The sequence below is a fragment of the Streptomyces sp. NPDC054757 genome, assembly GCF_053612185.1.
Genome location: NZ_JBSHBW010000038.1, coordinates 37,687 through 64,177, shown reverse-complemented (window position 1 = coordinate 64,177; position 26,491 = coordinate 37,687). Strand labels below are relative to the sequence as shown.

The 26,491-nt window shown below is 70.8% G+C and carries 24 protein-coding genes; 18 read left to right on the top strand and 6 right to left on the bottom strand.

What is annotated here, in order from left to right; all coding sequences use genetic code 11:
• Positions 1 to 12 precede the first annotated feature (12 nt).
• The gene (locus ACWGKJ_RS31265; RefSeq protein ID WP_453315880.1) at positions 13 to 645 is read right to left on the bottom strand and encodes a DUF1990 family protein; all 633 of its coding nucleotides are present in this window, start codon (positions 643 to 645) and stop codon (positions 13 to 15) included.
• 89 nt (positions 646 to 734) lie between these two features.
• Positions 735 to 1,400: a potassium channel family protein gene (locus ACWGKJ_RS31260; RefSeq protein ID WP_385031483.1), complete on the bottom strand. Its 666-nt coding sequence runs from the start codon at positions 1,398 to 1,400 to the stop codon at positions 735 to 737.
• A 67-nt stretch (positions 1,401 to 1,467) separates the two neighbouring features.
• Between ACWGKJ_RS31260 and ACWGKJ_RS31255 the strand changes: the two genes are divergently transcribed.
• Positions 1,468 to 2,025 (top strand): HIT family protein, encoded by a 558-nt coding sequence (locus ACWGKJ_RS31255; protein ID WP_453315879.1) that lies wholly within the window; start codon positions 1,468 to 1,470, stop codon positions 2,023 to 2,025.
• Positions 2,026 to 2,163: 138 nt separating this feature from the next.
• Here ACWGKJ_RS31255 and ACWGKJ_RS31250 read toward each other — a convergent pair whose 3' ends face one another.
• Both ACWGKJ_RS31250 and ACWGKJ_RS31245 read right to left on the bottom strand, forming a co-directional pair.
• A complete protein-coding gene (locus ACWGKJ_RS31250; RefSeq protein ID WP_385031480.1) occupies positions 2,164 to 3,819 on the bottom strand; it encodes a hypothetical protein in 1,656 nt (551 codons plus the stop codon).
• A gap of 224 nt (positions 3,820 to 4,043) precedes the next feature.
• Positions 4,044 to 6,269, bottom strand: coding sequence for an elongation factor G-like protein EF-G2 (locus tag ACWGKJ_RS31245; RefSeq protein ID WP_385031477.1), 2,226 nt, complete (start codon positions 6,267 to 6,269; stop codon positions 4,044 to 4,046).
• Positions 6,270 to 6,541: 272 nt separating this feature from the next.
• On the opposite strand from ACWGKJ_RS31245, the gene pgsA reads away from it, so the two are divergent.
• The 15 genes from pgsA (at position 6,542) to ACWGKJ_RS31170 (ending at position 22,013) form a co-directional block, all read left to right on the top strand.
• Positions 6,542 to 7,273 (top strand): phosphatidylinositol phosphate synthase, encoded by a 732-nt coding sequence (gene pgsA / locus ACWGKJ_RS31240; protein WP_385031474.1) that lies wholly within the window; start codon positions 6,542 to 6,544, stop codon positions 7,271 to 7,273.
• Positions 7,270 to 8,172: a phosphatidylinositol mannoside acyltransferase gene (locus ACWGKJ_RS31235; protein WP_385031472.1), complete on the top strand. Its 903-nt coding sequence runs from the start codon at positions 7,270 to 7,272 to the stop codon at positions 8,170 to 8,172. The genes pgsA and ACWGKJ_RS31235 overlap by 4 nt, the downstream gene beginning before the upstream one ends.
• Positions 8,169 to 9,329 (top strand): glycosyltransferase family 4 protein, encoded by a 1,161-nt coding sequence (locus tag ACWGKJ_RS31230; protein ID WP_385031470.1) that lies wholly within the window; start codon positions 8,169 to 8,171, stop codon positions 9,327 to 9,329. The genes ACWGKJ_RS31235 and ACWGKJ_RS31230 overlap by 4 nt, the downstream gene beginning before the upstream one ends.
• Before the next feature lie 137 nt (positions 9,330 to 9,466).
• Entirely contained in the window at positions 9,467 to 10,024 is a 558-nt protein-coding gene (locus ACWGKJ_RS31225; RefSeq protein WP_385031467.1) for a hypothetical protein, read from the top strand.
• A gap of 302 nt (positions 10,025 to 10,326) precedes the next feature.
• Complete coding sequence (gene pdxS, locus ACWGKJ_RS31220) at positions 10,327 to 11,175, top strand: pyridoxal 5'-phosphate synthase lyase subunit PdxS (RefSeq protein ID WP_385031489.1); 849 nt, start codon at positions 10,327 to 10,329, stop codon at positions 11,173 to 11,175.
• Positions 11,175 to 11,765, top strand: coding sequence for a pyridoxal 5'-phosphate synthase glutaminase subunit PdxT (gene pdxT, locus ACWGKJ_RS31215; protein WP_385031464.1), 591 nt, complete (start codon positions 11,175 to 11,177; stop codon positions 11,763 to 11,765). Before pdxS ends, pdxT begins: the two co-directional genes overlap by 1 nt.
• A 62-nt stretch (positions 11,766 to 11,827) precedes the next feature.
• Positions 11,828 to 12,580: a YebC/PmpR family DNA-binding transcriptional regulator gene (locus ACWGKJ_RS31210; RefSeq protein ID WP_385031461.1), complete on the top strand. Its 753-nt coding sequence runs from the start codon at positions 11,828 to 11,830 to the stop codon at positions 12,578 to 12,580.
• Between the two features lie 216 nt (positions 12,581 to 12,796).
• Positions 12,797 to 13,330 (top strand): crossover junction endodeoxyribonuclease RuvC, encoded by a 534-nt coding sequence (ruvC, locus tag ACWGKJ_RS31205; protein ID WP_385031459.1) that lies wholly within the window; start codon positions 12,797 to 12,799, stop codon positions 13,328 to 13,330.
• Entirely contained in the window at positions 13,327 to 13,947 is a 621-nt protein-coding gene (gene ruvA / locus ACWGKJ_RS31200; protein ID WP_385031456.1) for a Holliday junction branch migration protein RuvA, read from the top strand. The genes ruvC and ruvA overlap by 4 nt, the downstream gene beginning before the upstream one ends.
• 14 nt (positions 13,948 to 13,961) lie before the next feature.
• A complete protein-coding gene (ruvB, locus tag ACWGKJ_RS31195) occupies positions 13,962 to 15,053 on the top strand; it encodes a Holliday junction branch migration DNA helicase RuvB (protein ID WP_385031453.1) in 1,092 nt (363 codons plus the stop codon).
• Positions 15,054 to 15,219: 166 nt separating this feature from the next.
• A complete protein-coding gene (gene yajC, locus ACWGKJ_RS31190; RefSeq protein WP_385031450.1) occupies positions 15,220 to 15,708 on the top strand; it encodes a preprotein translocase subunit YajC in 489 nt (162 codons plus the stop codon).
• Between the two features lie 149 nt (positions 15,709 to 15,857).
• A complete protein-coding gene (secD, locus tag ACWGKJ_RS31185; protein WP_385031447.1) occupies positions 15,858 to 17,600 on the top strand; it encodes a protein translocase subunit SecD in 1,743 nt (580 codons plus the stop codon).
• Between the two features lies 1 nt (position 17,601).
• Positions 17,602 to 18,720, top strand: coding sequence for a protein translocase subunit SecF (gene secF / locus ACWGKJ_RS31180; RefSeq protein ID WP_385031444.1), 1,119 nt, complete (start codon positions 17,602 to 17,604; stop codon positions 18,718 to 18,720).
• Positions 18,717 to 19,265, top strand: coding sequence for an adenine phosphoribosyltransferase (locus ACWGKJ_RS31175; protein WP_385031441.1), 549 nt, complete (start codon positions 18,717 to 18,719; stop codon positions 19,263 to 19,265). The genes secF and ACWGKJ_RS31175 overlap by 4 nt, the downstream gene beginning before the upstream one ends.
• A gap of 183 nt (positions 19,266 to 19,448) precedes the next feature.
• Positions 19,449 to 22,013, top strand: coding sequence for a RelA/SpoT family protein (locus tag ACWGKJ_RS31170; RefSeq protein WP_385031438.1), 2,565 nt, complete (start codon positions 19,449 to 19,451; stop codon positions 22,011 to 22,013).
• A gap of 144 nt (positions 22,014 to 22,157) precedes the next feature.
• Here ACWGKJ_RS31170 and ACWGKJ_RS31165 read toward each other — a convergent pair whose 3' ends face one another.
• Positions 22,158 to 23,387 (bottom strand): DUF349 domain-containing protein, encoded by a 1,230-nt coding sequence (locus ACWGKJ_RS31165; protein ID WP_385031435.1) that lies wholly within the window; start codon positions 23,385 to 23,387, stop codon positions 22,158 to 22,160.
• Between the two features lie 182 nt (positions 23,388 to 23,569).
• On the bottom strand, positions 23,570 to 24,352 hold the full coding sequence (locus ACWGKJ_RS31160) for a peptidylprolyl isomerase (protein WP_385031432.1): 783 nt from the start codon (positions 24,350 to 24,352) through the stop codon (positions 23,570 to 23,572).
• Positions 24,353 to 24,523: 171 nt separating this feature from the next.
• Between ACWGKJ_RS31160 and ACWGKJ_RS31155 the strand changes: the two genes are divergently transcribed.
• Together ACWGKJ_RS31155 and hisS are read left to right on the top strand one after the other, a co-directional pair.
• The gene (locus ACWGKJ_RS31155; RefSeq protein WP_266858932.1) at positions 24,524 to 25,210 is read left to right on the top strand and encodes an MBL fold metallo-hydrolase; all 687 of its coding nucleotides are present in this window, start codon (positions 24,524 to 24,526) and stop codon (positions 25,208 to 25,210) included.
• Positions 25,211 to 25,221: 11 nt separating this feature from the next.
• Positions 25,222 to 26,484, top strand: a complete 1,263-nt coding sequence (gene hisS, locus ACWGKJ_RS31150) for a histidine--tRNA ligase (protein WP_385031428.1) — start codon at positions 25,222 to 25,224, stop codon at positions 26,482 to 26,484.
• The last annotated feature ends 7 nt before the right edge of the window (positions 26,485 to 26,491 follow it).

Sequence of the window (26,491 nt, the reverse complement as noted above, 5' to 3'; positions counted from 1 at the left end):
GCCCCCGCGCCCTCAGGGCTGCGGGGGCCTCGCCTCGTGCGGCCCGGGGAGTCTCGCGGAGACCCTGTCGCCGGCTCGAAGATCCGGTCGGCCCGCGGGTTGCGGACATCCATGGGCCTCGACATCGGCGTTCGCTCCATGCTGCGCGACCAGTTGCCGCAGCACCCGCCCGCACCGACGCGCGTACCCGCGCTGAAAGGCCGGAACCAGGGGTCCGGCCGCGCGGGTCCACCAGGCGGCGGGGCGACTGAAGGCAGAGACGGTCAGCCAGGTGACGCCATCGGCCAGCCGCTCGACAACGAACGCTTCTTCACCGCACTCGGGATGCCCGGGCAGGGTGCCGTATCCGAACCCCGTCCACTGGGCGTCCTGCACCGTCCACACCACGCGGCACGGCGCCCGAAGCCGCCAGGAACCCACACCGAGGCCCACGACAACGTCCGTACCCGCGAACGCTGTTGGGGATCGCGACTCGATGGACACGCCTACCGCCCGGTGCATCTGCCAGCTCAGCATGAATGCGCCGGCCCTCCGGACGATGTCTTCGTCCGTGCCCAGCCGGGTACTCACCCGCAATGCCCGGAAGCCCTGGGGGCAGCGGCCGTCGCGGCTCGCGCCTGTCTGTGTATAGGTGAATCCGTCCACCGCCCCACCGTACGGGCCCTCGCCACCTGTGCGTCATCGTTCCGCCCAGGAGCTGACTCCATTCCGGCGGTGGCCGCCGGCCCCTGTTCCTAGGGCTGCGGGGGCCTCGCCTCGTCGTCCCGCCGGAAGCTCTGCAGCAGCCACGACGAGAAGGACCCGGTCACCGCGCCCAGCAGGGCGAGGCCGCACGCCATCATGGCCACCGCCACCAGCCGTCCCAGCAGCGTCACGGGGACCACATCGCCGTAGCCGACCGTCGACAGGGTGGCGGCGGCCCACCACAGGGCGTCGCCGAAGGTGCGGATGGTGGCGCCCGGTGCCTTGTGCTCGCAGCTGTAGACGGCGAGAGCCCCGGCCAGGGCGAGCAGCAGGGCCGAGAGCCCCGCGTACGCGATCACCCGGGCGTAGAGGCTCAGCCGGGGGCCCTCCCGCCGCTGCTGGATCGCGTTGTAGAGGTGCACCATCCGCAGCAGCCGCAGCACCGGGAGGACCACCGCCAGGGTGTCCATCCGGTGTCTGAGCGGGAAGCGCACCCCCTCGCCGCTGATCCTGATCCGTACCGCGTAGTCCAGTACGAAGAGCAGCCAGACCGCCAGGGCCACCCCGAGCGCGGTGCCCCGCAGTACGGGATCGGCGCCCTGCGCGAGCACCCGTACCGCGTAGCTCGTCAGGAAGAGCAGCGCGGCCACGAAGAGCGGGATCTCCGTGCGGTCTTCCCACCGGCTCAGGCGTTCTGCGGGGTCCAGGGCGTCCATCGGGCCAGCATCTCCGCGACGGCTGCCGCCCGCGCCCCGGCGACACGTCGCGAACGGGGGAAGTCATATGCTGCACAGCATGACGAGTGAGCCGGAGCAGCAGATCGGAGTGGGGACGCAGGACGCGTTCCAGCGCCTGTGGACCCCCCACCGGATGGCGTACATCCAGGGGGAGAACAAGCCGAGCGGGCCGGGCTCGGGGGACGACTGTCCGTTCTGCTCGATCCCGTCGAAGTCCGACGAGGACGGCCTTGTCGTGAAGCGCGGCCGGCATGTGTACGCGGTGCTCAACCTCTACCCGTACAACGGCGGGCACCTCATGGTCGTGCCGTTCCGCCATGTCGCCGACTACACGGAGCTGGACGCCGACGAGACGGCTGAGCTGGCCGAGCTGACCAAGCGGGCGATGACCGCGCTGCGGACGGCGTCCGGTGCGCACGGCTTCAACATCGGTATGAACCAGGGGGCGTCGGCGGGTGCCGGTATCGCCGCCCATCTGCACCAGCACGTGGTGCCGCGCTGGGGTGGTGACACCAACTTCATGCCGGTCGTCGGGCACACCAAGGTGCTTCCGCAGCTGCTGGCCGACACCCGGGCGATGCTGGCCGCGGCCTGGCCCGCGTGAGTGCGGGCCGCGCCGGTACGGGGACGTAGCCGGGCGTACGAGAGGGAGAAGGGTCGGGCCCCGGCGGTTGCCGGGGCCCGACCTGTGCTGTCCTCCGTGATGCCGTGGCTCCGGGGCCCTAGCGGTGTTTCCGGGGTGTCACGCGTCGTAGACGTCGGCCTTGCGCGGGGCCGCGTCCTGTACCAGCCCGCTAAGGACGTTCGAGCGGTTGGTGAAGTTGTCGGTGTTCACACCGTGTTCGTCGAGCACCCGCATCGCCGCCGCGTGCACGGCGCGCAGGACCGGGGTGGCCGCCCGCATCGCGTCGTCCGCCATGAAGCGGTGCCGCCAGGGCTTGTCGGCCCAGGCGTGCCGCATCCCGAACGGCTCGGGGAGGGTGATCTTCCCACCGCAGAAGTCGAGGACGGGCGGGAACCAGGTCAGCGGCGCCCGGGCGGCCAGCCGCACCACCTCCGGGGTCTCCACCAGCGGCAGGTTCACCTCCCGCGTCTCCCAGAACTTCACCGCCTTGTTGACCTGCTTGGTCTTGGCCGCCGGCTTGGTGGTGAAGAGTGAGTGCACCGGGCCGAGCGCATGGCCGGTGACCTCGATCCGCAGCGTCTCGTGGAGCACCGTCACCGTGATCATCATGGTGATCACCAACTGGCCGTCCCAGAGGGTGAACTGCACGCCCAGATAGTGGCGGTTGCCGCTGCCGAACTGCTGCTCGTTGCAGATCCGCTGTATCTCGTGGCCCTTGATCTGGAAGGCTTCGACGTCCTCGCCGTCGGGCCGGCTCACCTCGGCCGCGTTCTCACCGACCGGCGCCACGATCCAGTGCTTCACGGACGGGGTGGGGAAGCCCCCGGTGTGCAGCGGGCCGCGCTCCAGCATCCGCAGCCGGTCATGGATCGCCCGGATCACGTCCCAGCTGCGGAAGCCGTGGATCTCGGTGCCCGCCTCGCGGGGCACCAGCTCCTCGGCCAACTGCCAGCTGCCCCATCGGGTGCCCATGCCGAGTATCCCCTTGGGGCCCGCGTAGAACACCGAGTTGGACTGCTGCTCGGCGGTCAGCTTGGCCAGGGACTGGCGCAGCTGCTCGGCCGCCGTCTCGGAGGGGTTGCGCGGGACGGCCTCGGGGATCTTCGGGCCGATACCGCCGCCGGACAGCAGTCCGTCCCAGCGGGACCGCAGATCCACGGCGGTCTTCTCGCAGATCCGCTTGGCCCACACCCAGCCGATGACCGGCGCGACCAGCATCGCCCGCAGATACAGCGCCCCGATACCGCCGAACGGCAGCTTGACGAGGAAGAGCACCGCGAGTCCGCCCACGGCCACCAGAAGTGCGGTGCCCAGGGCCCCCATGCTGCGGTTCCGGGACCCCGACAGGGTGCGCCGCAGCTGGAAGACGCCGAGCCAGATCAGCAGGCCGGGCAGGAACACCAGCCCGAAGACGGCCATCACGATGGTCAGCCGGGTGTCGCGCTCCTTACGGATGCGGGTCGCCGCCAGACAGTGTTCGACGACTGTCTGCGGCTCGGTTCCGAAGGACTGGATGAGCGCCTTCCGGGTGCCCCCGAGCATCCGCACCTGGACGGCGCGGGAGAAGGACTCTCCCAGATTCGGCTCGAAGAGCGAGAACTTGCCCTTCTGCACCGCTGTCTTGTGCCATTCGCTGTTGGCTTTGAGTATCTCGTCGACCGGACTGTCCCGGTAGGCCGCCGACGCGAGGGCGTGGGTCGCCGCGGTCTGGCCCGCCGCCCCCTGGAGCGGGACCTGTGCCCCCGGAATGAAGTCGAATCCGTCGTTCGCCACCACTGCCCCCATCGCCGCACCCAACCGCTGCTGCGGCTGTTCCCAACTACCGTGCCCCGCACACCTGCTGTGCACGGCCCGGGCCGCCCCGCGCCTTCCGTGAGGACCGTGACCTCAGCGTATCCGTGGTGCTCCCCGCGCGTCACGGGGCGACGGAAGGCTGTCCGGCGCACGACCCCGCCCGGCCGGTTCCCGGGGGCGTGCGACGGTCAACAGGGGGCGGACTACGCGGCGTTGTACGCCCCTTCGCGCACCCGGTCGGCCACCTGCGGAGGCATCGGTTCATGACGTACATACGAGCGGCTGAAGTGCCCGGTGCCGTGCGACAGCGACCGCAGATCCACGGCGTACCGCCCGATCTCGATCTCCGGCACCTCGGCCCGCACCAGGGTGCGGCCCGGCAGTGTCTGCTCGGTCCCCACCACCCGGCCGCGCCGCCCGGACAGATCGCTCATCACCGGACCCACGAAGTCGTCGGGGACCTGGACCCGGACGGAGATCACGGGTTCGAGGAGACTGATCGGGGCCCGGTCCGCCGCTTCCCGCAGGGCCAGCGCGCCGGCCGTCTGGAACGCCGCGTCCGAGGAGTCCACGGAGTGGGCCTTGCCGTCCCGGAGAGTGATACGGACATCGGTGAGCGGATGGCCGGATGCGACCCCCCGGGCCGCCTGCGCGCGTACGCCCTTCTCGACGGACGGGATAAACTGCCGCGGCACCGAACCGCCCACGACCCGGTCGACGAACTCGATCCCCGAACCGGACGGCAGCGGTTCCACCTCGATGGCGCAGATCGCGAACTGGCCGTGCCCGCCGGACTGTTTGACATGCCTGCCACGCCCGTCGGCGGGCCCGCCGAACGTCTCGCGCAGCGCCACCCGGTACGGCTCGGCGTCCACCCGTACCCCGTATCTGCTCTGCAGCCGCTCCAGTGCGATGTCCCGCTGTGCCTCGCCGAGACACCACAGGACCAGCTGGTGGGTGTCCGGGTTCTGTTCCAGCCGCATGGTCGGATCCTCGGTGACCAGCCGGGTCAGACCCTGCGAGAGCTTGTCCTCGTCCGCCTTGCCATGAGCGGTGACGGCGAGCGGAAGCAGCGGCTCCGGCAGGGTCCACGCCTCCATCAGCAGCGGCTCGTCCCTGTCGGAGAGCGTGTCGCCGGTCTCCGCCCCGCTCAGACCCGCGACACAGGCGATGTCCCCGGCGGGGCACTCGCTCAGCGGGCTCTGCCGCCGGCCGAAGGGGACCGAGAGCGCCCCGGTCCTCTCGTCCGTGTCCCGGTCGGTGCCGCCGTCGAGGTCCGCCCGGCCGTGGCCCGCCTGGCTGTGGCCGGACACATGCACCGTCTCGTCGGGCCGCAGGGTCCCGGAGAACACCCGTACCAGCGAGAGCCGTCCCACATAGGGGTCGGACGCCGTCTTGATCACCTCGGCGACCAGCGGCCCGCCCGGGTCGCAGCCGGCCGCCGCGTGCGGGGCGCCCTCCGGGGTGGTGACCGCCGGGGCCTCCCGCTCCGGGGGAGCGGGGAAGCCACGGGTGATCAGTTCGAGCAGCTCGACCGTGCCGAGCCCCTGCCGTCCGCCGGGCGGCGCCGGCGCGGCGGCGAGCACCGGGTGGAAGACCCCACGCGCGACCGCACGCTCCAGATCCGCGACGACCGTCCCGACGTCGATCTCCTCGCCGCCCAGATAGCGGTCCATGAGGGTCTCGTCCTCGCTCTCCGCGATGATCCCCTCGATCAGCCGGTTGCGGGCCTCCTCCATCGGCGGCAGCTCGGCCGCCCCGGGCGCGCTCTCCGTACGCTCTCCCGACGCGTAGCCGGACAGCCGCTGGGTGAGCAGCCCGGCGAGGCCCGTCACCGGGGCGTGTCCGTCCGGGCCCGGGGGACCGTACAGCGGCAGGTACAGGGGGAGCACCGCGTCGGGGTCGTCGCCGCCGAAGATCCGCCCGCAGAGCTTTGTCAGCTCCGCGTATCCGGTGCGGGCCGTGTCCAGATGGGTGACCACGATGGCCCGCGGCATCCCGACGGCCGCGCACTCCTCCCAGACCGCACGCGTCGCGCCGTCCACGCTGTCCGCGTCCTGGGCGGCGGATACGACGAACAGGGCCGCGTCGGCCGCCCGCAGGCCGGCCCGCAGCTCGCCGACGAAATCGGCGTAGCCGGGGGTGTCCAGCAGATTGATCTTGATGCCGTCCCATTCGACCGGGACGAGCGAGAGCTGCACCGAGCGCTGTCTGCGCTGTTCGATCTCGTCGTAGTCCGATACGGTCTGGCCGTCCTCCACCCGGCCTGCCCTGCTGACGGCTCCTGCGGTCAGCGCCAGGGCCTCGACCAGCGTGGTCTTGCCGGATCCGCTGTGGCCGACCAGGACCACGTTCCGTACGGAACCGGGCCGGGCGGCCGCCGCCACTCTGCCGGCGGCTCCGGGACGGGTACTCGCCTTGTCGCCCATGAGTGTGCCTCCCGGGTGATGAGGGACGTTGCACGGTGAGGAACGGGGGGCGGACCCAGGGCCAGGGAGCGTGGCGGCACCGGTGACGCCCGCGGTCATTCGAGCTTTCCACCCGGATCGCGGCTCGTCCATACGTACGGCACCGCAGCCTCCCCGAGCGGTCCCGCGGCTGCTCGCGCTGCTGTCCCGCAGCCGCTCCGCGGTGGCCCTGCGACCGCTCTGCCACCCGGCGGGACAGGGCCCGGCGGTGGAGGTCCGCGGTCCTGGCTACGATGGGCCCGCCGGGTGGCCAGCGGGGCCGCGCGGCCCACCGACCCCCCGGGAAGGCCATGCTGAACAAGTACGCGCGTGCATTCTTTACGCGTGTCCTCACGCCGTTCGCCTCATTTCTGCTCCGGATCGGCGTCAGTCCCGACGCGGTGACGCTGACCGGTACGGCCGGGGTGATGGCGGGTGCGCTGGTCTTCTTCCCCAGGGGAGAGTTCTTCTGGGGCACGGTCGTCATCACGCTCTTCGTCTTCTCCGACCTGGTCGACGGCAACATGGCGCGCCAGGCCGGGGTTTCGAGCCGCTGGGGGGCCTTCCTCGACTCGACTCTCGACCGTGTCGCGGACGGGGCGATCTTCTCCGGCCTCGCCCTCTGGTACGCGGGCACCGGCGACAACAACCTGATGTGCGCGGTCACCCTCTTCTGTCTCGCCAGCGGCCAGGTGGTCTCCTACACCAAGGCCCGCGGTGAGTCGATCGGTCTGCCGGTCGCGGTGAACGGGCTGATCGAGCGGGCCGAGCGACTGGTCATCTCGCTCGTCGCCGCCGGTTTCGCGGGGCTGCACAAGTTCGGGGTGCCCGGGATCCAGATCCTGCTGCCGATCGCGCTGTGGATCGTGGCGGTGGGCAGCCTGATCACCCTGGTGCAGCGGGTCGTGACCGTACGCAGGGAGTCCGCCGAGGCCGACGCGGCGGCCGCCGCCGAAGCCTCCGCGCACGGCAGCGGGGCGGTATGAGGGAGCGGCTGACGGACGCCCTGTACGGACTCGGCTGGGGCGCGGTCAAGAAGCTGCCGGAACCGGTCGCCACCGGGCTCGGCCGGCGGATCGCGGACACGGTCTGGAGGCGGCGCGGCAAGAGTGTGCTGCGGCTTGAGTCCAATCTGGCCCGGGTGGTGCCGGAAGCCGGTCCTGCCCGGCTCGCCGAGCTGTCCCGGGCCGGGATGCGGTCGTACATGCGGTACTGGATGGAGTCCTTCCGGCTGCCCGCCTGGAGCCCCGGCCGGATCCGCGGCGGCTTCGACCCCGAGGGCCTGCACCATCTGACGGACGGGCTCGCCGCGGGCAAGGGCGTGATACTCGCCCTGCCGCACATGGGCAACTACGACCTCGCGGGCGCCTGGGTCACCACCAAGTTGGGGGTGCCCTTCACCACGGTCGCCGAGCGGCTCAAGCCGGAGACCCTCTACGACCGGTTCGTCGCCTACCGCGAGGGCCTGGGCATGGAGGTCCTGCCGCACACCGGCGGCTCCGCCTTCGGCACGCTGGCCAGGCGGCTGCGGGACGGTGGTCTGGTCTGCCTGGTCGCCGACCGCGACCTCTCCGCGTCGGGCGTCGAGGTCCGGTTCTTCGGCGAGGCGACCCGGATGCCCGCGGGCCCCGCCCTGCTCGCCCAGCAGACCGGGGCGCTGCTGCTCCCGGTCACCCTCTGGTACGACGGTTCACCCGTCATGCGCGGCCGTGTCCACCCGCCCGTCGACGTACCCGCCGCGGGCACGCGTGCCGAGAAGACCTCGGTGATGGCGCAGGCGCTCGCCGACGCCTTCGCCACCGGAATCGCCGAGCACCCCGAGGACTGGCACATGCTCCAGCGCCTCTGGCTCGCCGACCTGGAGCCCCGTCAGGAGCCCTCGTGAAGATCGGCATTGTCTGTCCGTACTCCTGGGACGTCCCCGGCGGTGTCCAGTTCCACATCAGGGACCTCGCGGAACACCTGAACGGCCTGGGCCACCAGGTGTCCGTACTGGCCCCCTCCGACGACGAGACCCCGCTGCCGCCGTACGTGGTCTCCGCGGGCCGGGCCGTCCCCGTCCCGTACAACGGCTCGGTCGCCCGGCTCAACTTCGGCTTCCTGTCCGCGGCCCGGGTGCGGCGCTGGCTGCACGACGGCACCTTCGACGTGATCCACATCCATGAGCCCACCTCGCCCTCGCTGGGGCTGCTCACCTGCTGGGCCGCGCAGGGGCCGATCGTGGCGACCTTCCACACCTCCAACCCGCGCTCCCGGGCGATGATCGCCGCGTATCCGATCCTGCAGCCCGCGCTGGAGAAGATCTCGGCCCGGATCGCCGTGAGCGAGTACGCGCGCAGGACCCTGGTCGAGCATCTGGGGGGCGACGCGGTCGTCATCCCCAACGGCGTCGACGTCGGGTTCTTCGAGCGGGCCGAGCCCAAGGCCGAGTGGCAGGGAGCGACCATCGGTTTCATCGGGCGGATCGACGAGCCGCGCAAGGGGCTGCCCGTGCTGATGCGGGCGCTGCCGAAGATCCTCGCCGAGTGCCCGGACACCCGGCTGCTGGTCGCCGGGCGGGGTGACGAGAAGGAGGCGGTCGCCTCGCTGCCCGAGGAGATGAGGCGGCGGGTCGAGTTCCTCGGCATGGTCAGTGACGAGGACAAGGCCCGGCTGCTGCGCAGCGTCGATGTCTATGTCGCGCCCAACACCGGTGGCGAGAGCTTCGGGATCATCCTCGTCGAGGCGATGTCGGCGGGTGCCCCGGTGCTCGCGAGCGACCTGGACGCGTTCGCCCAGGTCCTGGACCAGGGCGCCGCGGGCGAACTCTTCGCCAACGAGGACGCGGACGCGCTGGCCGCGTCCGCCGTGCGGCTGCTGGGCGACCGCGAGCGCCGGGAGGGGCTGCGCCGGCGGGGCAGCGCACATGTGCGGCGCTTCGACTGGTCGACGGTCGGGGCGGACATCCTGGCGGTGTACGAGACGGTGACCGACGGCGCCGCGTCGGTCGACACCGACGAACGGGTCGGCCTGCGCGCCCGGTTCGGCCTCGCCAGGGACTGACGGGGGCCGGGCCCGGACGCACCTGACGGGCCGTCAGGTTCGGTCGGCGTCGTGCGATGCCGTGGGATCCGGCTGAGCTCCCGCCGCCTCCGCCGGGGCGGGCGTCCGGGTGCGGCGGACCGGTAGCCTTTCGGCCCGTGACCGTATCCCTGATCATCTGGATCGTCCTCGCGTTCGTCGCTGTCGGTCTGTACCTGAGCTGGACCGCCGGGCGGCTCGACCGGCTGCACGCACGGATCGACGCCGCGCGCGCAGCCCTCGACGCACAGCTGCTGCGCCGCGCGTCGGTGGCCCAGGAGCTGGCCACGTCCGGGGTGCTCGACCCCGCGGCCTCGATCGTCCTCTACGAGGCGGCGCACGCGGCCCGGCAGTCCGAGGAGGAGCACCGCGAGGTGGCCGAGAGTGAACTCAGCCAGGCGCTGCGGGCCGTCTTCGGTGAGACGGCGCAGGTCGGGGCCGTACGGTCGGCGCCCGGCGGTGAAGAGGCGGCCGATGAGCTGGCCGCCGCCGTCCGGCGGGTGCCGATGGCCAGGCGCTTCCACAACGACGCGGTGCGGGCCGCCCGGGCCCTGCGCACCCACCGTAAAGTCCGCTGGTTCCGGCTCGCGGGGCACGCGCCGTTCCCGCTGGCCTTCGAGATGGACGACGAGCCCCCGGCGGCGCTGGCCGACCGGCCGGGCAGCCAGGCGTACTGACGCGCGGCGTCGCCGGCGCGGCCGGCGGGCGGACGGCCGGGCGCGGTGTGGCACGGCAGCAGGCTTCCGGACAGTCCGGTCCACGGCACGTACTCCTCATGGCGCGTACTTTTCACTGAACGTTCTTGTGGAACGATCCACCGGCTGCTCATTGGCCCTTGCAGTGGACTGGTCCCCAGGGGTTACCTCACTGGAGCAAGAACTCTCTTCCCCGAGTGAGGTAGCCCGTGTCCAGCAGTACGCACTCCACCACTTCCCCCGCCGAGACCCCGGCGACCGGCACCGCGCGCGTCAAGCGCGGTATGGCCGAGCAGCTCAAGGGCGGCGTGATCATGGACGTGGTCGACGCCGAGCAGGCGAAGATCGCCGAGGACGCCGGCGCCGTGGCCGTCATGGCCCTGGAGCGGGTTCCCGCCGACATCCGCAAGGACGGCGGAGTGGCCCGGATGTCCGACCCGAACATGATCGAGGAGATCATCTCGGCCGTCTCCATCCCGGTCATGGCCAAGTCGCGCATCGGCCACTTCGTCGAGGCCCAGGTGCTGCAGTCGCTCGGCGTCGACTACATCGACGAGTCCGAGGTGCTGACCCCGGCCGACGAGGTCAACCACAGCGACAAGTTCGCCTTCACGACGCCGTTCGTCTGCGGTGCCACCAACCTGGGCGAGGCCCTGCGCCGGATCGCCGAGGGCGCGGCCATGATCCGCTCCAAGGGCGAGGCCGGCACCGGCAACGTCGTCGAGGCCGTCCGTCACCTGCGCCAGATCAAGAACGAGATCGCCCGGCTGCGCGGCTACGACAACAACGAGCTGTACGCGGCGGCCAAGGACCTGCGCGCCCCGTACGAGCTGGTCAAGGAGGTCGCCGGGCTCGGCAGGCTGCCCGTCGTGCTCTTCTCGGCGGGCGGCGTCGCCACCCCGGCCGACGCGGCGCTGATGCGTCAGCTCGGCGCCGAGGGCGTCTTCGTCGGCTCCGGCATCTTCAAGTCCGGTGACCCGGCCAAGCGGGCCGCCGCCATCGTCAGGGCCACCACCTTCTTCGACGACCCGAAGGTCATCGCCGACGCCTCGCGCAACCTGGGCGAGGCCATGGTCGGCATCAACTGCGACACCCTGCCCGAGACCGAGCGTTACGCGAACCGGGGCTGGTGATGGACGTTCCCGTCATCGGTGTCCTCGCTCTCCAGGGCGATGTACGGGAGCACCTGGCCGCGATCGCCGCAGCGGGCGCCCGGGGCACCCAGGTCCGGCGCCCCGATGAGCTCGACGCGGTCGACGGCCTGGTCGTCCCGGGCGGCGAGTCCACCACCATGTCCAAGCTGGCCGCCCTGTTCGGCATGGTGGAGCCGCTGCGCGAGCGGATCGCGGCCGGGCTGCCGGTGTACGGGACCTGCGCCGGGATGATCATGCTCGCCGACAAGATCCTCGACCCGCGCTCGGGCCAGGAGACCTTCGGCGGGATCGAGATGATCGTCCGGCGCAACGCCTTCGGACGCCAGAACGAGTCCTTCGAGGCGGCCGTCGAGATCCCCGAGATCCCGGGCGGGCCCGTCGACGGCGTCTTCATCCGGGCCCCCTGGGTCGAGTCGGTGGGCGCCGGGGTCCAGGTGCTCGCGGAGCACGGCGGCCATATCGTCGCGGTGCGCCAGGGCCGCGTCCTGGCCACGTCGTTCCACCCGGAGCTGACCGGCGACCACCGGCTGCACCGGTACTTCGCGGACATGGTGCGGGACGCCGGGTGACCGGCGCCCGGTAGGATCTCTGGCGTTCGTCCAGGAAATGGTTACGCGAAGGAGACAGGCAGATGTCCGGCCACTCTAAATGGGCTACGACGAAGCACAAGAAGGCCGTGGTTGACGCCAAGCGCGGCAAGCTCTTCGCGAAGATGATCAAGAACATCGAGGTCGCGGCCCGCACGGGCGGCGCCGACGTGTCCGGCAATCCGACCCTCTTCGACGCCATCCAGAAGGCCAAGAAGAGCTCGGTGCCGAACAAGAACATCGACTCCGCGGTCAAGCGCGGCGCCGGTCTCGAAGCCGGTGGCGCCGACTACGAGACGATCATGTACGAGGGCTACGGACCGAACGGCGTCGCGGTGCTCATCGAGTGCCTCACGGACAACCGCAACCGCGCCGCGTCGGACGTGCGCGTCGCGATGACCCGCAACGGCGGCAGCATGGCCGACCCGGGCTCCGTGTCGTACCTGTTCAACCGCAAGGGCGTCGTGGTCGTCCCCAAGGCCGGGCTCACCGAGGACGACGTCCTGGGGGCGGTGCTCGACGCCGGAGCCGAGGAGGTCAACGACCTGGGCGAGGCCTTCGAGGTGCTCTCCGAGGCCACCGACATGGTCGCGGTCCGCACCGCGCTCCAGGAGGCGGGCATCGACTACGACTCGGCCGAGGCCAACTTCATGCCGACCATGCAGGTCGAGCTGGAGGAAGAGGGCGCCCGCAAGATCTTCAAGCTGATCGACGCGCTGGAGGACAGCGACGACGTGCAGAACGTCTTCGCCAACTTCGATGTCTCGGACGAGGTCATGGAGAAGATCGACGCCTGACGGGCGTTCAGCACCACGGTACGTACGGACGGGCCGCCGGGGACACACCCCCGTCGGCCCGTACGTGTTCCCTCTGTTGTCGGTGCCACCCGATAGCCTGCGACAACGCAGGAACACATGGTCGAACGGCGCTGTTTGTTCGGCAGGCAGCAGCCAGGCAGCAGCCAGGCAGCAGGCATGGCGGCAGGCATGAGGGAGCATGAAGGAGGGGGCACCGTGCGGGTACTCGGCGTGGACCCGGGGCTGACACGCTGTGGCGTCGGCGTCGTCGAGGGGGTGGCGGGCCGCCGGCTGACCATGCTCGGGGTGGGGGTCGTCCGGACGCCCGCCGATGCCGAGCTGGGGCCGCGGCTGGTCGCCATCGAGCGCGGCATCGAGGAGTGGCTGGACGAGCACCGGCCCGAAGTCGTCGCCGTGGAGCGGGTGTTCAGCCAGCACAACGTCAGCACGGTGATGGGCACCGCACAGGCCAGCGCGGTCGCGATGCTCTGTGCGTCCCGTCGCGGCATCCCCGTCGCGCTGCACACCCCCAGCGAGGTCAAGGCCGCCGTCTCCGGCAGCGGCCGGGCCGAAAAGGACCAGGTCGGGGCGATGGTGACCCGGCTGCTGCGGCTGGACGCGCCGCCCAGACCGGCCGACGCCGCCGACGCGCTGGCACTCGCCATCTGCCACATCTGGCGGGCCCCCGCCCAGAACAGGCTCCAGCAGGCCGTCGCCGCCCACCGCACGCTGAAAGGCCGTACCGCATGATCGCCTTCGTCTCCGGACCTGTGGCCGCCCTGGCCCCGGCCACCGCCGTCATCGAGGTCGGCGGGATCGGTATGTCGGTCCAGTGCACCCCGGACACCCTGTCCACGCTGCGCATCGGCCAGCAGGCCAGGCTCGCCACCTCGCTCGTGGTGCGGGAGGACTCCCTCACGCTCTACGGCTTCGCCGACGACGACGAACGTCAGACCTTCGAGCTCCTCCAGACCGCGAGCGGCGTCGGCCCCCGGCTCGCCCAGGCCATGCTCGCGGTGCACTCGCCGGACGCCCTGCGGATCGCCGTGGCCGGCGGTGACGAGAGAGCGCTGACCGCCGTCCCCGGCATCGGCAAGAAGGGCGCCCAGAAGCTCCTCCTCGAACTCAAGGACCGGCTCGGAGCCCCGCTCGGCACCAGCACCGCCCACCTCGCAGCGCAGCGCACCGCATCCGGACCCGCGCCGTGGAGCGAGCAGCTGCACTCGGCGCTGGTCGGCCTCGGCTACGCGCCGCGTGACGCGGAGGAGGCCGTCGCCGCCGTCACCCCGCAGGCCGAGGCCACCGGCGAGCCGAACGTGGGCGCACTCCTCAAGGCCGCCCTGCAGACCCTCAACCGCGCCCGCTGATCGAGAGACCCGCCATGCTGCCTCCCCAGAACGAGTGGGACGACACCGCCCCCGGCGCCGAAGAGCGCCTGGTGGGAGCCGCCGCCGACGGTGAGGACCAAGCCGTCGAGGCCGCGCTGCGCCCCAAGGGCCTGGACGAGTTCGTGGGACAGGAGAAGGTCAGGCTCCAGCTCGACCTGGTCCTGCGGGCCGCCAGGCAGCGCGGCGCCACCGCCGACCACGTCCTGCTCTCCGGCGCCCCCGGCCTGGGCAAGACCACTCTTTCGATGATCATCGCCGCCGAGATGGGCGCTCCCATCCGGATCACGTCCGGCCCCGCCATCCAGCACGCCGGAGATCTCGCGGCGATCCTCTCCTCCCTCCAGGAGGGCGAGGTCCTCTTCCTCGACGAGATCCACCGGATGTCCAGGCCGGCCGAGGAGATGCTCTACATGGCGATGGAGGACTTCCGGGTCGACGTCATCGTCGGCAAGGGCCCCGGGGCCACCGCCATCCCGCTGGAACTGCCGCCCTTCACCCTGGTCGGCGCCACCACCAGGGCGGGTCTGCTCCCGCCGCCGCTCCGCGACCGCTTCGGCTTCACCGGGCACATGGAGTTCTACGAACCGGCCGAGCTGGAGCGCGTCGTCCACCGCTCGGCCCGGCTGCTCGACGTCGAGATCGGCGAGGACGGCGCAGCCGAGATCGCCGGACGCTCCCGGGGCACCCCCCGGATCGCCAACCGGCTGCTGCGCCGGGTCCGCGACTACGCCCAGGTCGAGGCCGACGGAGTGATCACCAGAGAGATCGCCCGTACGGCGCTCGCGGTGTACGAGGTTGACGCCCGCGGGCTCGACCGGCTGGACCGGGCGGTGCTCCAGGCCCTGCTCAAGCTGTTCGGCGGCGGGCCGGTGGGGCTCTCCACCCTGGCCGTCGCCGTGGGCGAGGAGCGTGAGACGGTCGAGGAGGTCGCCGAGCCGTTCCTGGTCCGCGAAGGGCTGCTGGCCCGCACCCCGCGCGGCCGGGTCGCCACCCCGGCGGCCTGGGCGCATCTGGGACTCGTACCCCCGCAGGGGGGCGCGGGAGGCGCCCCGGGAAAGGGACAAGCGGGTCTGTTCGGGACGTGAGAAGACGCGGGGATGCCCGGAGCGGAACCCGGGTGCCATGCTGGGCGTTGTTCCATTGATGCGGACTCGCTTAGACTCCGCCGATGCCGCCCTTCCAGGACGGCATGCCCCGCCCCCGAAGATCAGGCCGCGATCCAGCGCGGTCGTGCGAAGGAAGTTCCCTCCCGTGAGTCTCGTGACCCTCCTCCCCTTCATCGTGCTCATCGGGGCCATGTTCCTGATGACCCGGTCCGCCAAGCGGAAGCAGCAGGCGGCTGCGACGATGCGCAATGAGATGCAGCCCGGCACCGGCGTCCGGACGATCGGGGGCATGTACGCCACCGTCAAGGAGATCAACGAAGACTCGGTCCTCCTGGAGATCGCGCCCGGCGTCCACGCCGTCTACGGCAAGAACGCGATCGGCGCGGTCCTCGACGACGCCGAGTACAACCGCATCGTCCACGGTGAGACCGCCATCGTTCCCGACGACGCCTCCTCGCTGACCGAGCTCGACGACGCCAAGGTCGACCTGGGCAAGCACGAGACCCCGGACACCGACGCCGACGCGTCCGACGACACCGACGAGGCCGCCGCCGCGTCCGAAGGCAAGGCCGACAAGGCCGGCGAGAGCGACAAGTCCGAGAAGAAGAACGACGGCGAGGGCGAAGCGAAGTAGCACCGACGGGGACCGCCGGTGGAGCCCGCGGGCTCCACCGGCGATCCCCGAGACCGTGCACTGCTACAGCGGAGCAGGTCCCCCCATCACTTCGTGGCCGCTCACAGCGCATACCCGGCGCGGGCGGTAGGACAGGGAGAATCGACAAGGTGGCAGCACCGAACAAGGGCCGAAGGCAGACGGGAGCCCAGGGCAAGCCCGGGCGGTCCCTGGCCCTGATCCTGATCGCCATGGTTGCGCTCGTCGGCGGGATGTTCTGGTCGAAGCAGGTCACGCCGCGTCTCGGCATCGACCTCGCGGGCGGTACGAGCATCACGCTCCAGGCGAAGCCCCAGCCGGGCAAGCCCAACGCGATCAACCAGAAGAACATGAACACCGCGGTCAGCATCATCGAGCGCCGTGTCAACGGACTCGGCGTCTCCGAGGCCGAGGTCCAGACGCAGGGCAAGGACCACATCGTCGTCAACATCCCCAAGGGGACGAACGAGAAGCAGGCGAGGCAGCAGGTCGGCACCACCGCCCAGCTGTACTTCCGCCCTGTGGTCACGGTCGCCGCCGGGAAGCCGACGCCCGCGGGCAAGCCCTCCACCACGCCCTCCCCGAGCGCCTCGTCGAAGGCCAAGGACAAGTCGTCCTCGTCCTCGAAGAACACCGCTTCGCCCTCCTCATCCACCCAGGGCCGTGCGGTCACCGACGCGCTGAAGTCCGGGCCCACGCCCGACCCGTCGTCGTCCAAGTCCACGTCCGACGCCACCCCGTCGCCCGCCGACACCGCGGCCGCCGCCAAGCTCCAGAAGAAGTTCGCGGCGCTGGACTGCTCCACCAAGGCCGGACGTGCCAAGGCCGGCGGCGACAACGTCAAGCCCAGCGACCCGACCGTGGCGTGCAGCGACACCGGTGACGCGAAGTACATCCTCGACGCAGCGGCCGTCGACGGCACCGACGTCTCCGGTGCCAAGGCGGTCATCGACCAGCAGCAGGGCCAGTGGATCGTCCAGATGGACTTCACCGGCAAGGGCTCGAAGAAGTTCCAGGCGATCACCAGCAAGCTCTCGAAGCAGCAGCAGCCGCAGAACCAGTTCGCCATCGCGCTCGACGGCTCCGTGGTCTCCGCGCCCAGCGTGAGCCAGACGCTCAGCGGCAGCGCCCAGATCTCCGGCAGCTTCACCCAGCAGTCGGCCGAGGACCTGGCCAACGTGCTCTCCTACGGTGCGCTCCCGCTCTCCTTCAAGGAGGAGACCGTCACCACGGTGACCGCGGCGCTCGGTGGCGAGCAGCTCCAGGCCGGCCTGATCGCCGGTGCGATCGGCCTCGCGCTGGTCATCGTCTACCTGGTGGCCTACTACCGCGGCCTCTCGTTCATCGCGATCCTCAGCCTCCTGGTCTCCGCGATCCTCACGTACACACTGATGGCGCTGCTCGGCAAGGGCATCGGCTTCGCACTCAACCTGCCCGCGGTGTGTGGTGCGATCGTTGCGATCGGTATCACCGCGGACTCGTTCATCGTCTACTTCGAACGCATCCGTGACGAGATCCGCGAAGGCCGTACCCTGCGGCCCGCCGTCGAGCGCGCCTGGCCGCGCGCCCGCCGCACCATCCTGGTGTCGGACTTCGTGTCGTTCCTCGCCGCGGCCGTGCTGTACATCGTGACCGTCGGCAAGGTGCAGGGCTTCGCGTTCACGCTGGGTCTGACCACGCTGCTCGACATCGCGGTGGTCTTCCTCTTCACCAAGCCGGTCATGACCCTGCTGGCCCGGAGGAAGTTCTTCTACAGCGGCCACCCGTGGTCCGGCCTCGACCCGAAGCGGCTCGGCGCCAAACCCCCGCTCCGCCGCTCCCGCGGTGGTTCCACCGCCGCCTCCTCCGCTCCCACCGACCCGAAGGAGGCGTGACATGTCGCGACTCGGCAGCATGGGCGCCCGGCTGTACCGCGGCGAGGTCGGCTACGACTTCGTGGCCAAGCGCAGGATCTGGTACGGCATCTCCATCCTCATCACCATCACGGCCATCGTCGGCCTGGCGGTACGGGGTCTGAACCTGGGCATCGAGTTCCAGGGCGGCGCGGTCTTCACCACCACCCAGAGCACCAGCGTCTCCGTGGAGCACGCCCAGGACTCGGCGGAGAAGCTCTCCGGACATGACGCGACCGTCCAGAAGCTGGGCAACGGCGGTATCCGGATCCAGGTCTCCGGGATCGGCACCGGCACGGCCGACAAGATCCACGACTCGCTCGCCAAGGAACTGAACCTCCCGGTCGACAAGATCGCCGCCGATGTGGTCGGCCCCAGCTGGGGCGAGACGATCGCCAACAAGGCCTGGGAGGGCCTGGCGATCTTCATGGTGCTCGTCGTGGTCTATCTGGCCATCGCCTTCGAGTGGCGGATGGCCCTCGCCGCCCTGGTCGCCCTGATCCACGACCTCACCATCACGGTCGGGATCTACGCGCTCGTCGGCTTCGAGGTCACCCAGGGCACCGTGATCGGACTGCTGACCATCCTCGGTTACTCCCTCTACGACACCGTCGTCGTCTTCGACGGTCTCAAGGAGGCATCGAAGGACATCAGGAAGCAGACCCGCTTCACCTACAGCGAGATCGCCAACCGCAGCCTCAACGGCACCCTGGTGCGTTCCATCAACACCACGGTCGTCGCCCTGCTCCCGGTGGCGGGCCTGCTCTTCATCGGCGGCGGCTTCCTCGGCGCCGGCATGCTGAACGACATCTCGCTCGCCCTGTTCGTCGGTCTCGCGGCCGGTGCGTACTCCTCGATCTTCATCGCCACCCCGCTCGTCGCCGACCTCAAGGAACGCGACCCGGCGATGAAGGCCCTCAAGAAGCGCGTGCTCGCCAAGCGGGCCGCCGCAGCCAAGGCCGACCCGGCCGGCCGGGACGGCGACGGCGCGGAGCCGCAGGACGACGTCCCCGGCACCCCGGCCCCGGCCGGCGCCGTGGCCGGCAGCCGGCGCCCGCCCGCCCCGCGGGGCCGCGGCCGCACCCAGGGGAAGCGACGATGACCAGCACGGAGAGTCTCCAGGACCTGCTGCTCAGCAGGATCAGGGATGTGCCGGACTATCCGCAGCCGGGAGTGGTGTTCAAGGACATCACCCCGCTCCTCGCGGATCCGGTGGCCTTCACGGCGCTGACCGGCGCCCTCGCGGAGCTCTGTCTGCGCCACGGCGCCACGAAGATCGTCGGCCTTGAGGCACGCGGCTTCATCCTGGCCGCACCGGTCGCGGTCCGCGCCGGAATCGGCTTCATCCCGGTCCGAAAGGCCGGGAAGCTGCCGGGCGCGACGCTCTCCCAGACGTACGAGCTGGAGTACGGCAGCGCCGAGATCGAGGTGCATGCCGAGGACCTCAGCGCCGACGACCGCGTCATGGTCATCGACGACGTGCTCGCCACCGGCGGCACAGCCGAGGCCTCGCTCGGCCTGATCCGGCGGGCCGGCGCACAGGTCGTCGGGGTGTCCGTACTGATGGAGCTGGGCTTCCTCGACGGGCGTGCCCGGCTGGAGCCGGCCCTCCACGGAGCCCCGCTGGATGCCCTGATCACGGTCTGATCAGTACGCCGTACCCCTGAGGCGGGCCCCCGGAATGCCGGGCGGTCCGCCTCTCGCGTACGGTGCCCGCACCGGCCCGGGGCGAGCCGATCGCCGGGGATCGTTACCATGGGCTTCCGGACCGAACACCGGGACCCGGACTCTCCCCCAGGCTCCGTCCGGGGGACCCCCAGAGGAGCGCCCTTGCCAGACGAGGACCGGCCCGCAGCCGCCGCACAGCCCGAGAAGCAGGACCAGAAGGCCGCGGCGGCCCCAGCGACGCCCGAGAAGCCACCGGCCGGGCAGCCGAAGCCCTCGGCCCCCGTGGTGCGCCCCGGCGGCGCGGCTCCCCTCTCGACGCCCAAGCCCGCCACCCAGGCCCCGGCGCCTGGGCAGGCCGCGCAGGGCGCCACCGCCCGCCCGGCACCGCAGAGCCCCACACCGCAGAGCCCCGCAGCACGCTCCGGTGGCTCGTCCAACCGGGTCAGGGCCAGGCTCGCCCGGCTGGGCGTACAGCGCTCGTCGCCGTACAACCCGGTGCTCGAACCGCTGCTGCGGGCCGTACGCGGCAACGACCCCAAGATCGAGTCCGCGACCCTGCGGCAGATCGAGCGTGCCTACCAGGTGGCCGAGCGCTGGCACCGCGGGCAGAAGCGCAAGAGCGGCGACCCGTACATCACCCACCCGCTCGCCGTCACCACGATCCTCGCCGAGCTGGGCATGGACCCGGCGACCCTGATGGCGGGGCTGCTGCACGACACCGTCGAGGACACCGAGTACGGCCTGGACACCCTGCGCCGCGACTTCGGCGACCAGGTCGCCCTCCTCGTCGACGGCGTCACCAAGCTCGACAAGGTCAAGTTCGGTGAGGCCGCGCAGGCCGAGACCGTACGCAAGATGGTCGTCGCCATGGCCAAGGACCCGCGGGTCCTGGTCATCAAGCTCGCCGACCGGCTGCACAACATGCGCACCATGCGGTACCTCAAGCGGGAGAAGCAGGAGAAGAAGGCCCGCGAGACGCTGGAGATCTACGCTCCGCTCGCCCACCGCCTGGGCATGAACACCATCAAGTGGGAGCTGGAGGACCTCGCCTTCGCGATCCTCTACCCCAAGATGTACGACGAGATCGTGCGGCTGGTCGCCGAGCGGGCGCCCAAGCGCGACGAGTACCTCGCCATAGTGACCGACGAGGTCCAGGCCGATCTGCGCGCCGCCCGCATCAAGGCCACCGTCACCGGGCGGCCCAAGCACTACTACAGCGTCTACCAGAAGATGATCGTGCGGGGCCGCGACTTCGCCGAGATCTACGACCTGGTGGGCATCCGTATCCTCGTCGACACCGTCCGCGACTGCTACGCGGCGCTCGGCACCGTCCATGCCCGGTGGAACCCGGTCCCGGGGCGGTTCAAGGACTACATCGCGATGCCCAAGTTCAACATGTACCAGTCGCTGCACACCACGGTGATCGGTCCCAGCGGCAAGCCCGTCGAGCTCCAGATCCGCACCTTCGACATGCACCGCCGCGCCGAGTACGGCATCGCCGCGCACTGGAAGTACAAGCAGGAGGCCGTTGCGGGCGCGTCCAAGGTACGCACCGACGCCCCGAAGAGCTCCGGCAAAGGTTCCCGCCAGGACACCGTCAACGACATGGCCTGGCTGCGCCAGCTGCTCGACTGGCAGAAGGAGACCGAGGACCCCAGCGAGTTCCTGGAGTCGCTGCGCTTCGACCTGTCGCGCAACGAGGTCTTCGTGTTCACGCCGAAGGGCGATGTCATCGCGCTGCCCGCCGGGGCGACCCCGGTGGACTTCGCGTACGCCGTCCACACGGAGGTCGGCCACCGGACGATAGGGGCCCGGGTCAACGGGCGGCTCGTCCCGCTCGAATCGACCCTGGACAACGGTGACCTGGTCGAGGTCTTCACCTCCAAGGCCGCCGGCGCCGGACCCTCCAGGGACTGGCTCGGCTTCGTCAAGTCGCCCCGGGCGCGCAACAAGATCCGCGCCTGGTTCTCCAAGGAGCGCAGGGACGAGGCGATCGAGCAGGGCAAGGACTCCATCGCGCGGGCCATGCGCAAGCAGAACCTGCCGATCCAGCGCATCCTCACCGGCGACTCGCTCGTCACGCTGGCACACGAGATGCGTTACCCGGACATCTCCTCGCTGTACGCGGCGATCGGCGAGGGCCATGTCGCGGCGCAGGGCGTCGTACAGAAGCTGGTGCAGGCGCTCGGCGGCGAAGAGGCGGCCAACGAGGACATCGCCGAGAGCACACCGCCGTCGCACGGCCGCAGCAAGCGGCGCGCCAACGCGGACCCCGGGGTGGTCGTCAAGGGCGTCGACGACGTCTGGGTGAAGCTCGCCCGGTGCTGCACGCCCGTCCCCGGCGACCCCATCATCGGGTTCGTGACCCGGGGGAGCGGGGTCTCCGTGCACCGTGCCGACTGCGTCAATGTCGACTCGCTCTCACAGCAGCCCGAACGGATCCTCGACGTCGAGTGGGCCCCGACCCAGTCCTCGGTCTTCCTGGTCGCCATCCAGGTCGAGGCGCTGGACCGCTCCCGGCTGCTCTCGGACGTCACCCGCGTCCTCTCCGACCAGCACGTGAACATCCTGTCGGCGGCGGTCCAGACCTCCCGCGACCGGGTGGCCACCTCACGCTTCACCTTCGAGATGGGCGACCCGAAGCACCTCGGACACGTCCTGAAGGCGGTACGGGGTGTGGAGGGCGTCTACGACGTCTACCGGGTGACATCGGCCCGCAGGCCCTGACAGCCCGCACACCCTGACCACTCGCAGGCCCTGACAAACCGCAGCCCGGAGTCGGCCCGGGACAGCAGACGGACACGGGGTACGGCGAAGGGCCCTCCGCCCGATGCGGAGGGCCCTTCGCTCATGACCAGGTTCGGGTGCTGCTCAGCCCCCGAACTCCTCCAGGCCCTTCATCGCCTGGTCGAGCAGCGCCTGCCGGCCCTCCAGCTCACGCGCGAGCTTGTCGGCCTTGGCGTTGTTGCCCGCCGCACGCGCGGTGTCGATCTGCTTGCGCAGCTTGTCGACCGCGTCCTGCAGCTGACCCGTCAGACCCGCGGCGCGCGCCCGCGCCTCCGGGTTGGTGCGCCGCCACTCGGTCTCCTCGGCCTCCTGGAGCGCGCGCTCCACCGTGTGCATCCGGCCCTCGACCTTCGGCCGGGCGTCACGCGGTACGTGGCCGACGGCCTCCCAGCGCTCGTTCAGCGCCCGGAAAGCGGCCCTCGCCGACTTGAGGTCCCGCACCGGGAGCAGCTTCTCGGCCTCGGCCGCGAGCTCCTCCTTCAGCTTGAGGTTCTCGGACTGCTCGGCGTCCCGCTCGGCGAAGACCTCGCTGCGGGCCGCGAAGAAGACGTCCTGGGCGCCGCGGAAGCGGTTCCACAGATCGTCCTCGGCCTCGCGCTGAGCGCGGCCCGCGGCCTTCCACTCGGTCATCAGATCGCGGTAACGGGCCGCGGTGGCACCCCAGTCGGTCGAGCCGGAGAGCGACTCCGCCTCGGTGACCAGCTTCTCCTTGGCCTTGCGGGCGTCCTCGCGCTGGGCGTCCAGCGAGGCGAAGTGCGCCTTGCGCCGCTTGGAGAACGCCGACCTGGCGTGCGAGAAGCGGTGCCACAGCTCGTCGTCGGACTTGCGGTCGAGCCGGGGAAGGCCCTTCCAGGTGTCCACCAGCGCCCGCAGCCGCTCACCCGCGGACCGCCACTGGTCGCTCTGCGCCAGCTCCTCGGCCTCCGCGACCAGGGCTTCCTTGGCGTGCTTCGCCTCGTCGGTCTGCCTGGCCTTCTGGACCTTGCGCTCCTCGCGGCGCGCCTCGACGGTCGAGACCAGCCCGTCCAGCCGCACCCGCAGGGCGGCGAGGTCGCCGACGGCATGGTGCTCATCGACCTGCCCGCGCAGGTGGTCGATGGCGGTCTGGGCGTCCTTGGCCGACAGGTCGGTGGTCTTCACCCGGCGTTCGAGGAGGCCGATCTCGACGACCAGGCCCTCGTACTTGCGCTCGAAGTAGGCCAGGGCCTCCTCGGGAGAGCCTGCCTGCCAAGAGCCGACGACCTTCTCGCCGTCGGCCGTCCGCACGTATACGGTGCCGGTCTCGTCGACACGGCCCCACGGGTCGCTGCTCACAGCGCCTCCATCCACATGATGCCTGCGGAGACTTGTGGGCCCCCGGACATCGTCCACAGTTTCTTCGGCAGGGCTGCCTGCCGCCCCGCACCCCGCCAACATAGGCGAACGGCGGGGCGGCTGTCCGCATCCGGCCCGTCCCAATATCCCTGCATCCCCACGGGAACGGCCCGCGGCCGGGCTCAGTCCTTGGTGACGGTGGCCTTCGAGATGGTGACGGCCTTCTTGGGCGCACCGTCCTGGCTCCCGCCGGCCACTCCGGCCGCTGCCACCGTCTTCACCGTCTTCAGCCCGGCCGCGTCCATCGTCCCGAACGGGGTGTAGCTCGGGGGCAGTTTGCTGTCCTTGTAGACGAGGAAGAACTGGCTGCCGCCGGTGTGCTGCTGGCCGGTGTTGGCCATCGCCACCGTGCCGGCCGGGTAGGTCACGCTACCGTCGCTGCCCGCCTTGCCGAGCGCGGTGAGGTTCTCGTCCGGGATGGTGTAGCCGGGCCCGCCCGTACCGTTGCCCTTGGGGTCGCCGCACTGGAGCACGTAGATCCCGCTGGTGGTGAGGCGATGGCACTTGGTCTTGTCGAAGAAGCCCTTGTCGGCGAGGGACTTGAAGGAGTTCACCGTGTGCGGGGTCTTCGCGGCGTCCATGACCAGGGAGACGGCGCCCTGGTTCGTCTTGAGCGCGAAGGTGTACTTGGCCTTCTTGTCGATCTTCATCGCGGGCTCGGGGGGCCCGGAGCTGCTCGCCGATGGCGACGGGTCCGCCGCCTTGGCCGGGGTCGCCTTGCCGTCGTCGCCCTTGAAGGCTCCGGCGCCCCAGGCGATACCGCCCGCCACGACCACCACGGCGAGCGCCGAGGCGATCACCGCGTTGCGGCGGCGTGCGTTGCGCCGGGCCGTGATGCGGCGCTCCTGCTGCCGCTCGAACTTTTCCCTGGCGAGCTGCCGCCGCCGCTGATCGCTGCTGACCACCGGTGTTCTCCCTCGTCCGTATGCACGCGTGAGGTGCGCGCGTGTCGTCTGCCTGTCCGGCCCAGGCCGTACCGTATATGGGTTCGCTGTGGGATGAGGGGCGCCGGTAGGCTCTGATCTGCCGCATTGATCTGCTGCATTCTTCCGCTGGACCGACATTTAAGGACGATCGTGCTCATTGCCGGGTTCCCCGCCGGGGCCTGGGGGACCAACTGTTATCTGGTCGCCCCCGCCGCCGGTGAGGAGTGCGTGATCATCGACCCGGGCCACCAGGCGGCCCAGGGAGTCGAGGACGCCCTCAGGAAGCATCGGCTCAAGCCCGTGGCGGTCGTCCTCACCCATGGCCACATCGACCATGTGGCGTCGGTCGTCCCGGTGTGCGGGGCGCACGACGTCCCGGCGTGGATCCACCCCGCGGACCGCTTCATGATGAGCGACCCGGAGAAGGGCATCGGGCGCTCCATCGGGATGCCGCTGATGGGCGAACTGACCGTGGGCGAGCCGGACGACGTCAAGGAGCTGGCCGACGGCAGCGAACTGACCCTGGCCGGGCTGGAGTTCGCCGTCTCGCACGCACCCGGCCATACCAAGGGGTCGGTGACGTTCAGGATGCCCGAGGCGGCGGACATTCCGCAGATCCTCTTCTCGGGCGACCTGCTCTTCGCCGGCTCCATCGGCCGCACCGACATGCCCGGCGGCGACCACGCCGAGATCCTTGAGTCGCTGGCCCGTGTGTGCCTGCCGCTCGACGACTCCACCGTGGTCCTGCCCGGTCACAACGAGCAGACGACCATCGGCCGTGAGCGCGCCACCAACCCGTATCTGCGGGGCCTGGCCGCTCCCCGACGAGGAATGTGACGACTTTTTCCGTGAGTACTTTCCAGGCCCCCAAGGGCACGTACGACCTGCTGCCGCCCTCCTCCGCGACGTTCCTCGCGGTGCGCGCGGCACTCGCCGCCCCGCTGCGCGACTCCGGCTACGAGTACATCGAGACGCCCGGCTTCGAGAACGTCGAGCTCTTCTCGCGCGGGGTCGGCGAATCCACCGACATCGTCTCCAAGGAGATGTACGTCTTCGAGACGCGCGGCGGCGACCGGCTCGCGCTGCGCCCCGAGGGCACCGCGTCGGTTCTGCGTGCCGCCCTGGAGGCCAACCTCCACAAGGCGGGAAACCTGCCGGTCAAGCTCTGGTACTCCGGCTCGTACTACCGCTACGAGCGCCCGCAGAAGGGCCGCTACCGCCACTTCTCGCAGGTGGGCGCCGAGGCGATCGGTACCGAGGACCCCGCGCTCGACGCAGAGATGATCATCCTCGCCGATCAGGCCTACCGTGCGCTGGGCCTCCGGCAGTTCCGCATCCTGCTCAACTCGCTCGGGGACCGGGAGTGCCGTCCGCTCTACCGCGACGCGCTCCAGACCTTCCTGCGCGGTCTCGACCTGGACGAGGACACCCGGCGGCGGGCCGAGATCAACCCGCTGCGGGTACTCGACGACAAGCGGGCCGACGTACAGAAGCAGCTGACCGGTGCGCCGATGCTGCGGGACTACCTGTGCGAGGCGTGCAAGGCGTACCACGAGGAGGTCCGCACCCTGCTGACCGCCGCGGGCGTCGCGTACGAGGACGATGTGAAGCTGGTCCGCGGGCTCGACTACTACACCCGCACCACCTTCGAGTTCGTCCACGACGGACTCGGCTCGCAGTCCGCCGTGGGCGGCGGCGGCCGTTACGACGGTCTCTCCGAGATGATCGGCGGTCCCGCGCTGCCGTCGGTGGGCTGGGCGCTCGGCGTGGACCGTACGGTGCTGGCGCTGGAGGCGGAGGGCGTCGAGCTCGAACTGCCCGCCACCACCAGCGTGTTCGCGGTGCCGCTCGGCGAGGAGGCCCGGCGGGTGCTGTTCGGGGTGGTCACCGAGTTGCGCAGGGCGGGTGTCGCCACCGACTTCGCGTTCGGCGGGCGCGGCCTCAAGGGCGCGATGAAGAGCGCCAACCGCAGCGGGGCCCGTTTCACGGTGGTCGCGGGGGAGCGGGATCTCGCCGAAGGCGTCGTCCAGCTCAAGGACATGGAGTCCGGCGAGCAGAGCGCGGTGCCGCTCGACGACCTCGTCGCCGAGGTCCGTACCCGGCTGGGCTGATCCCGGT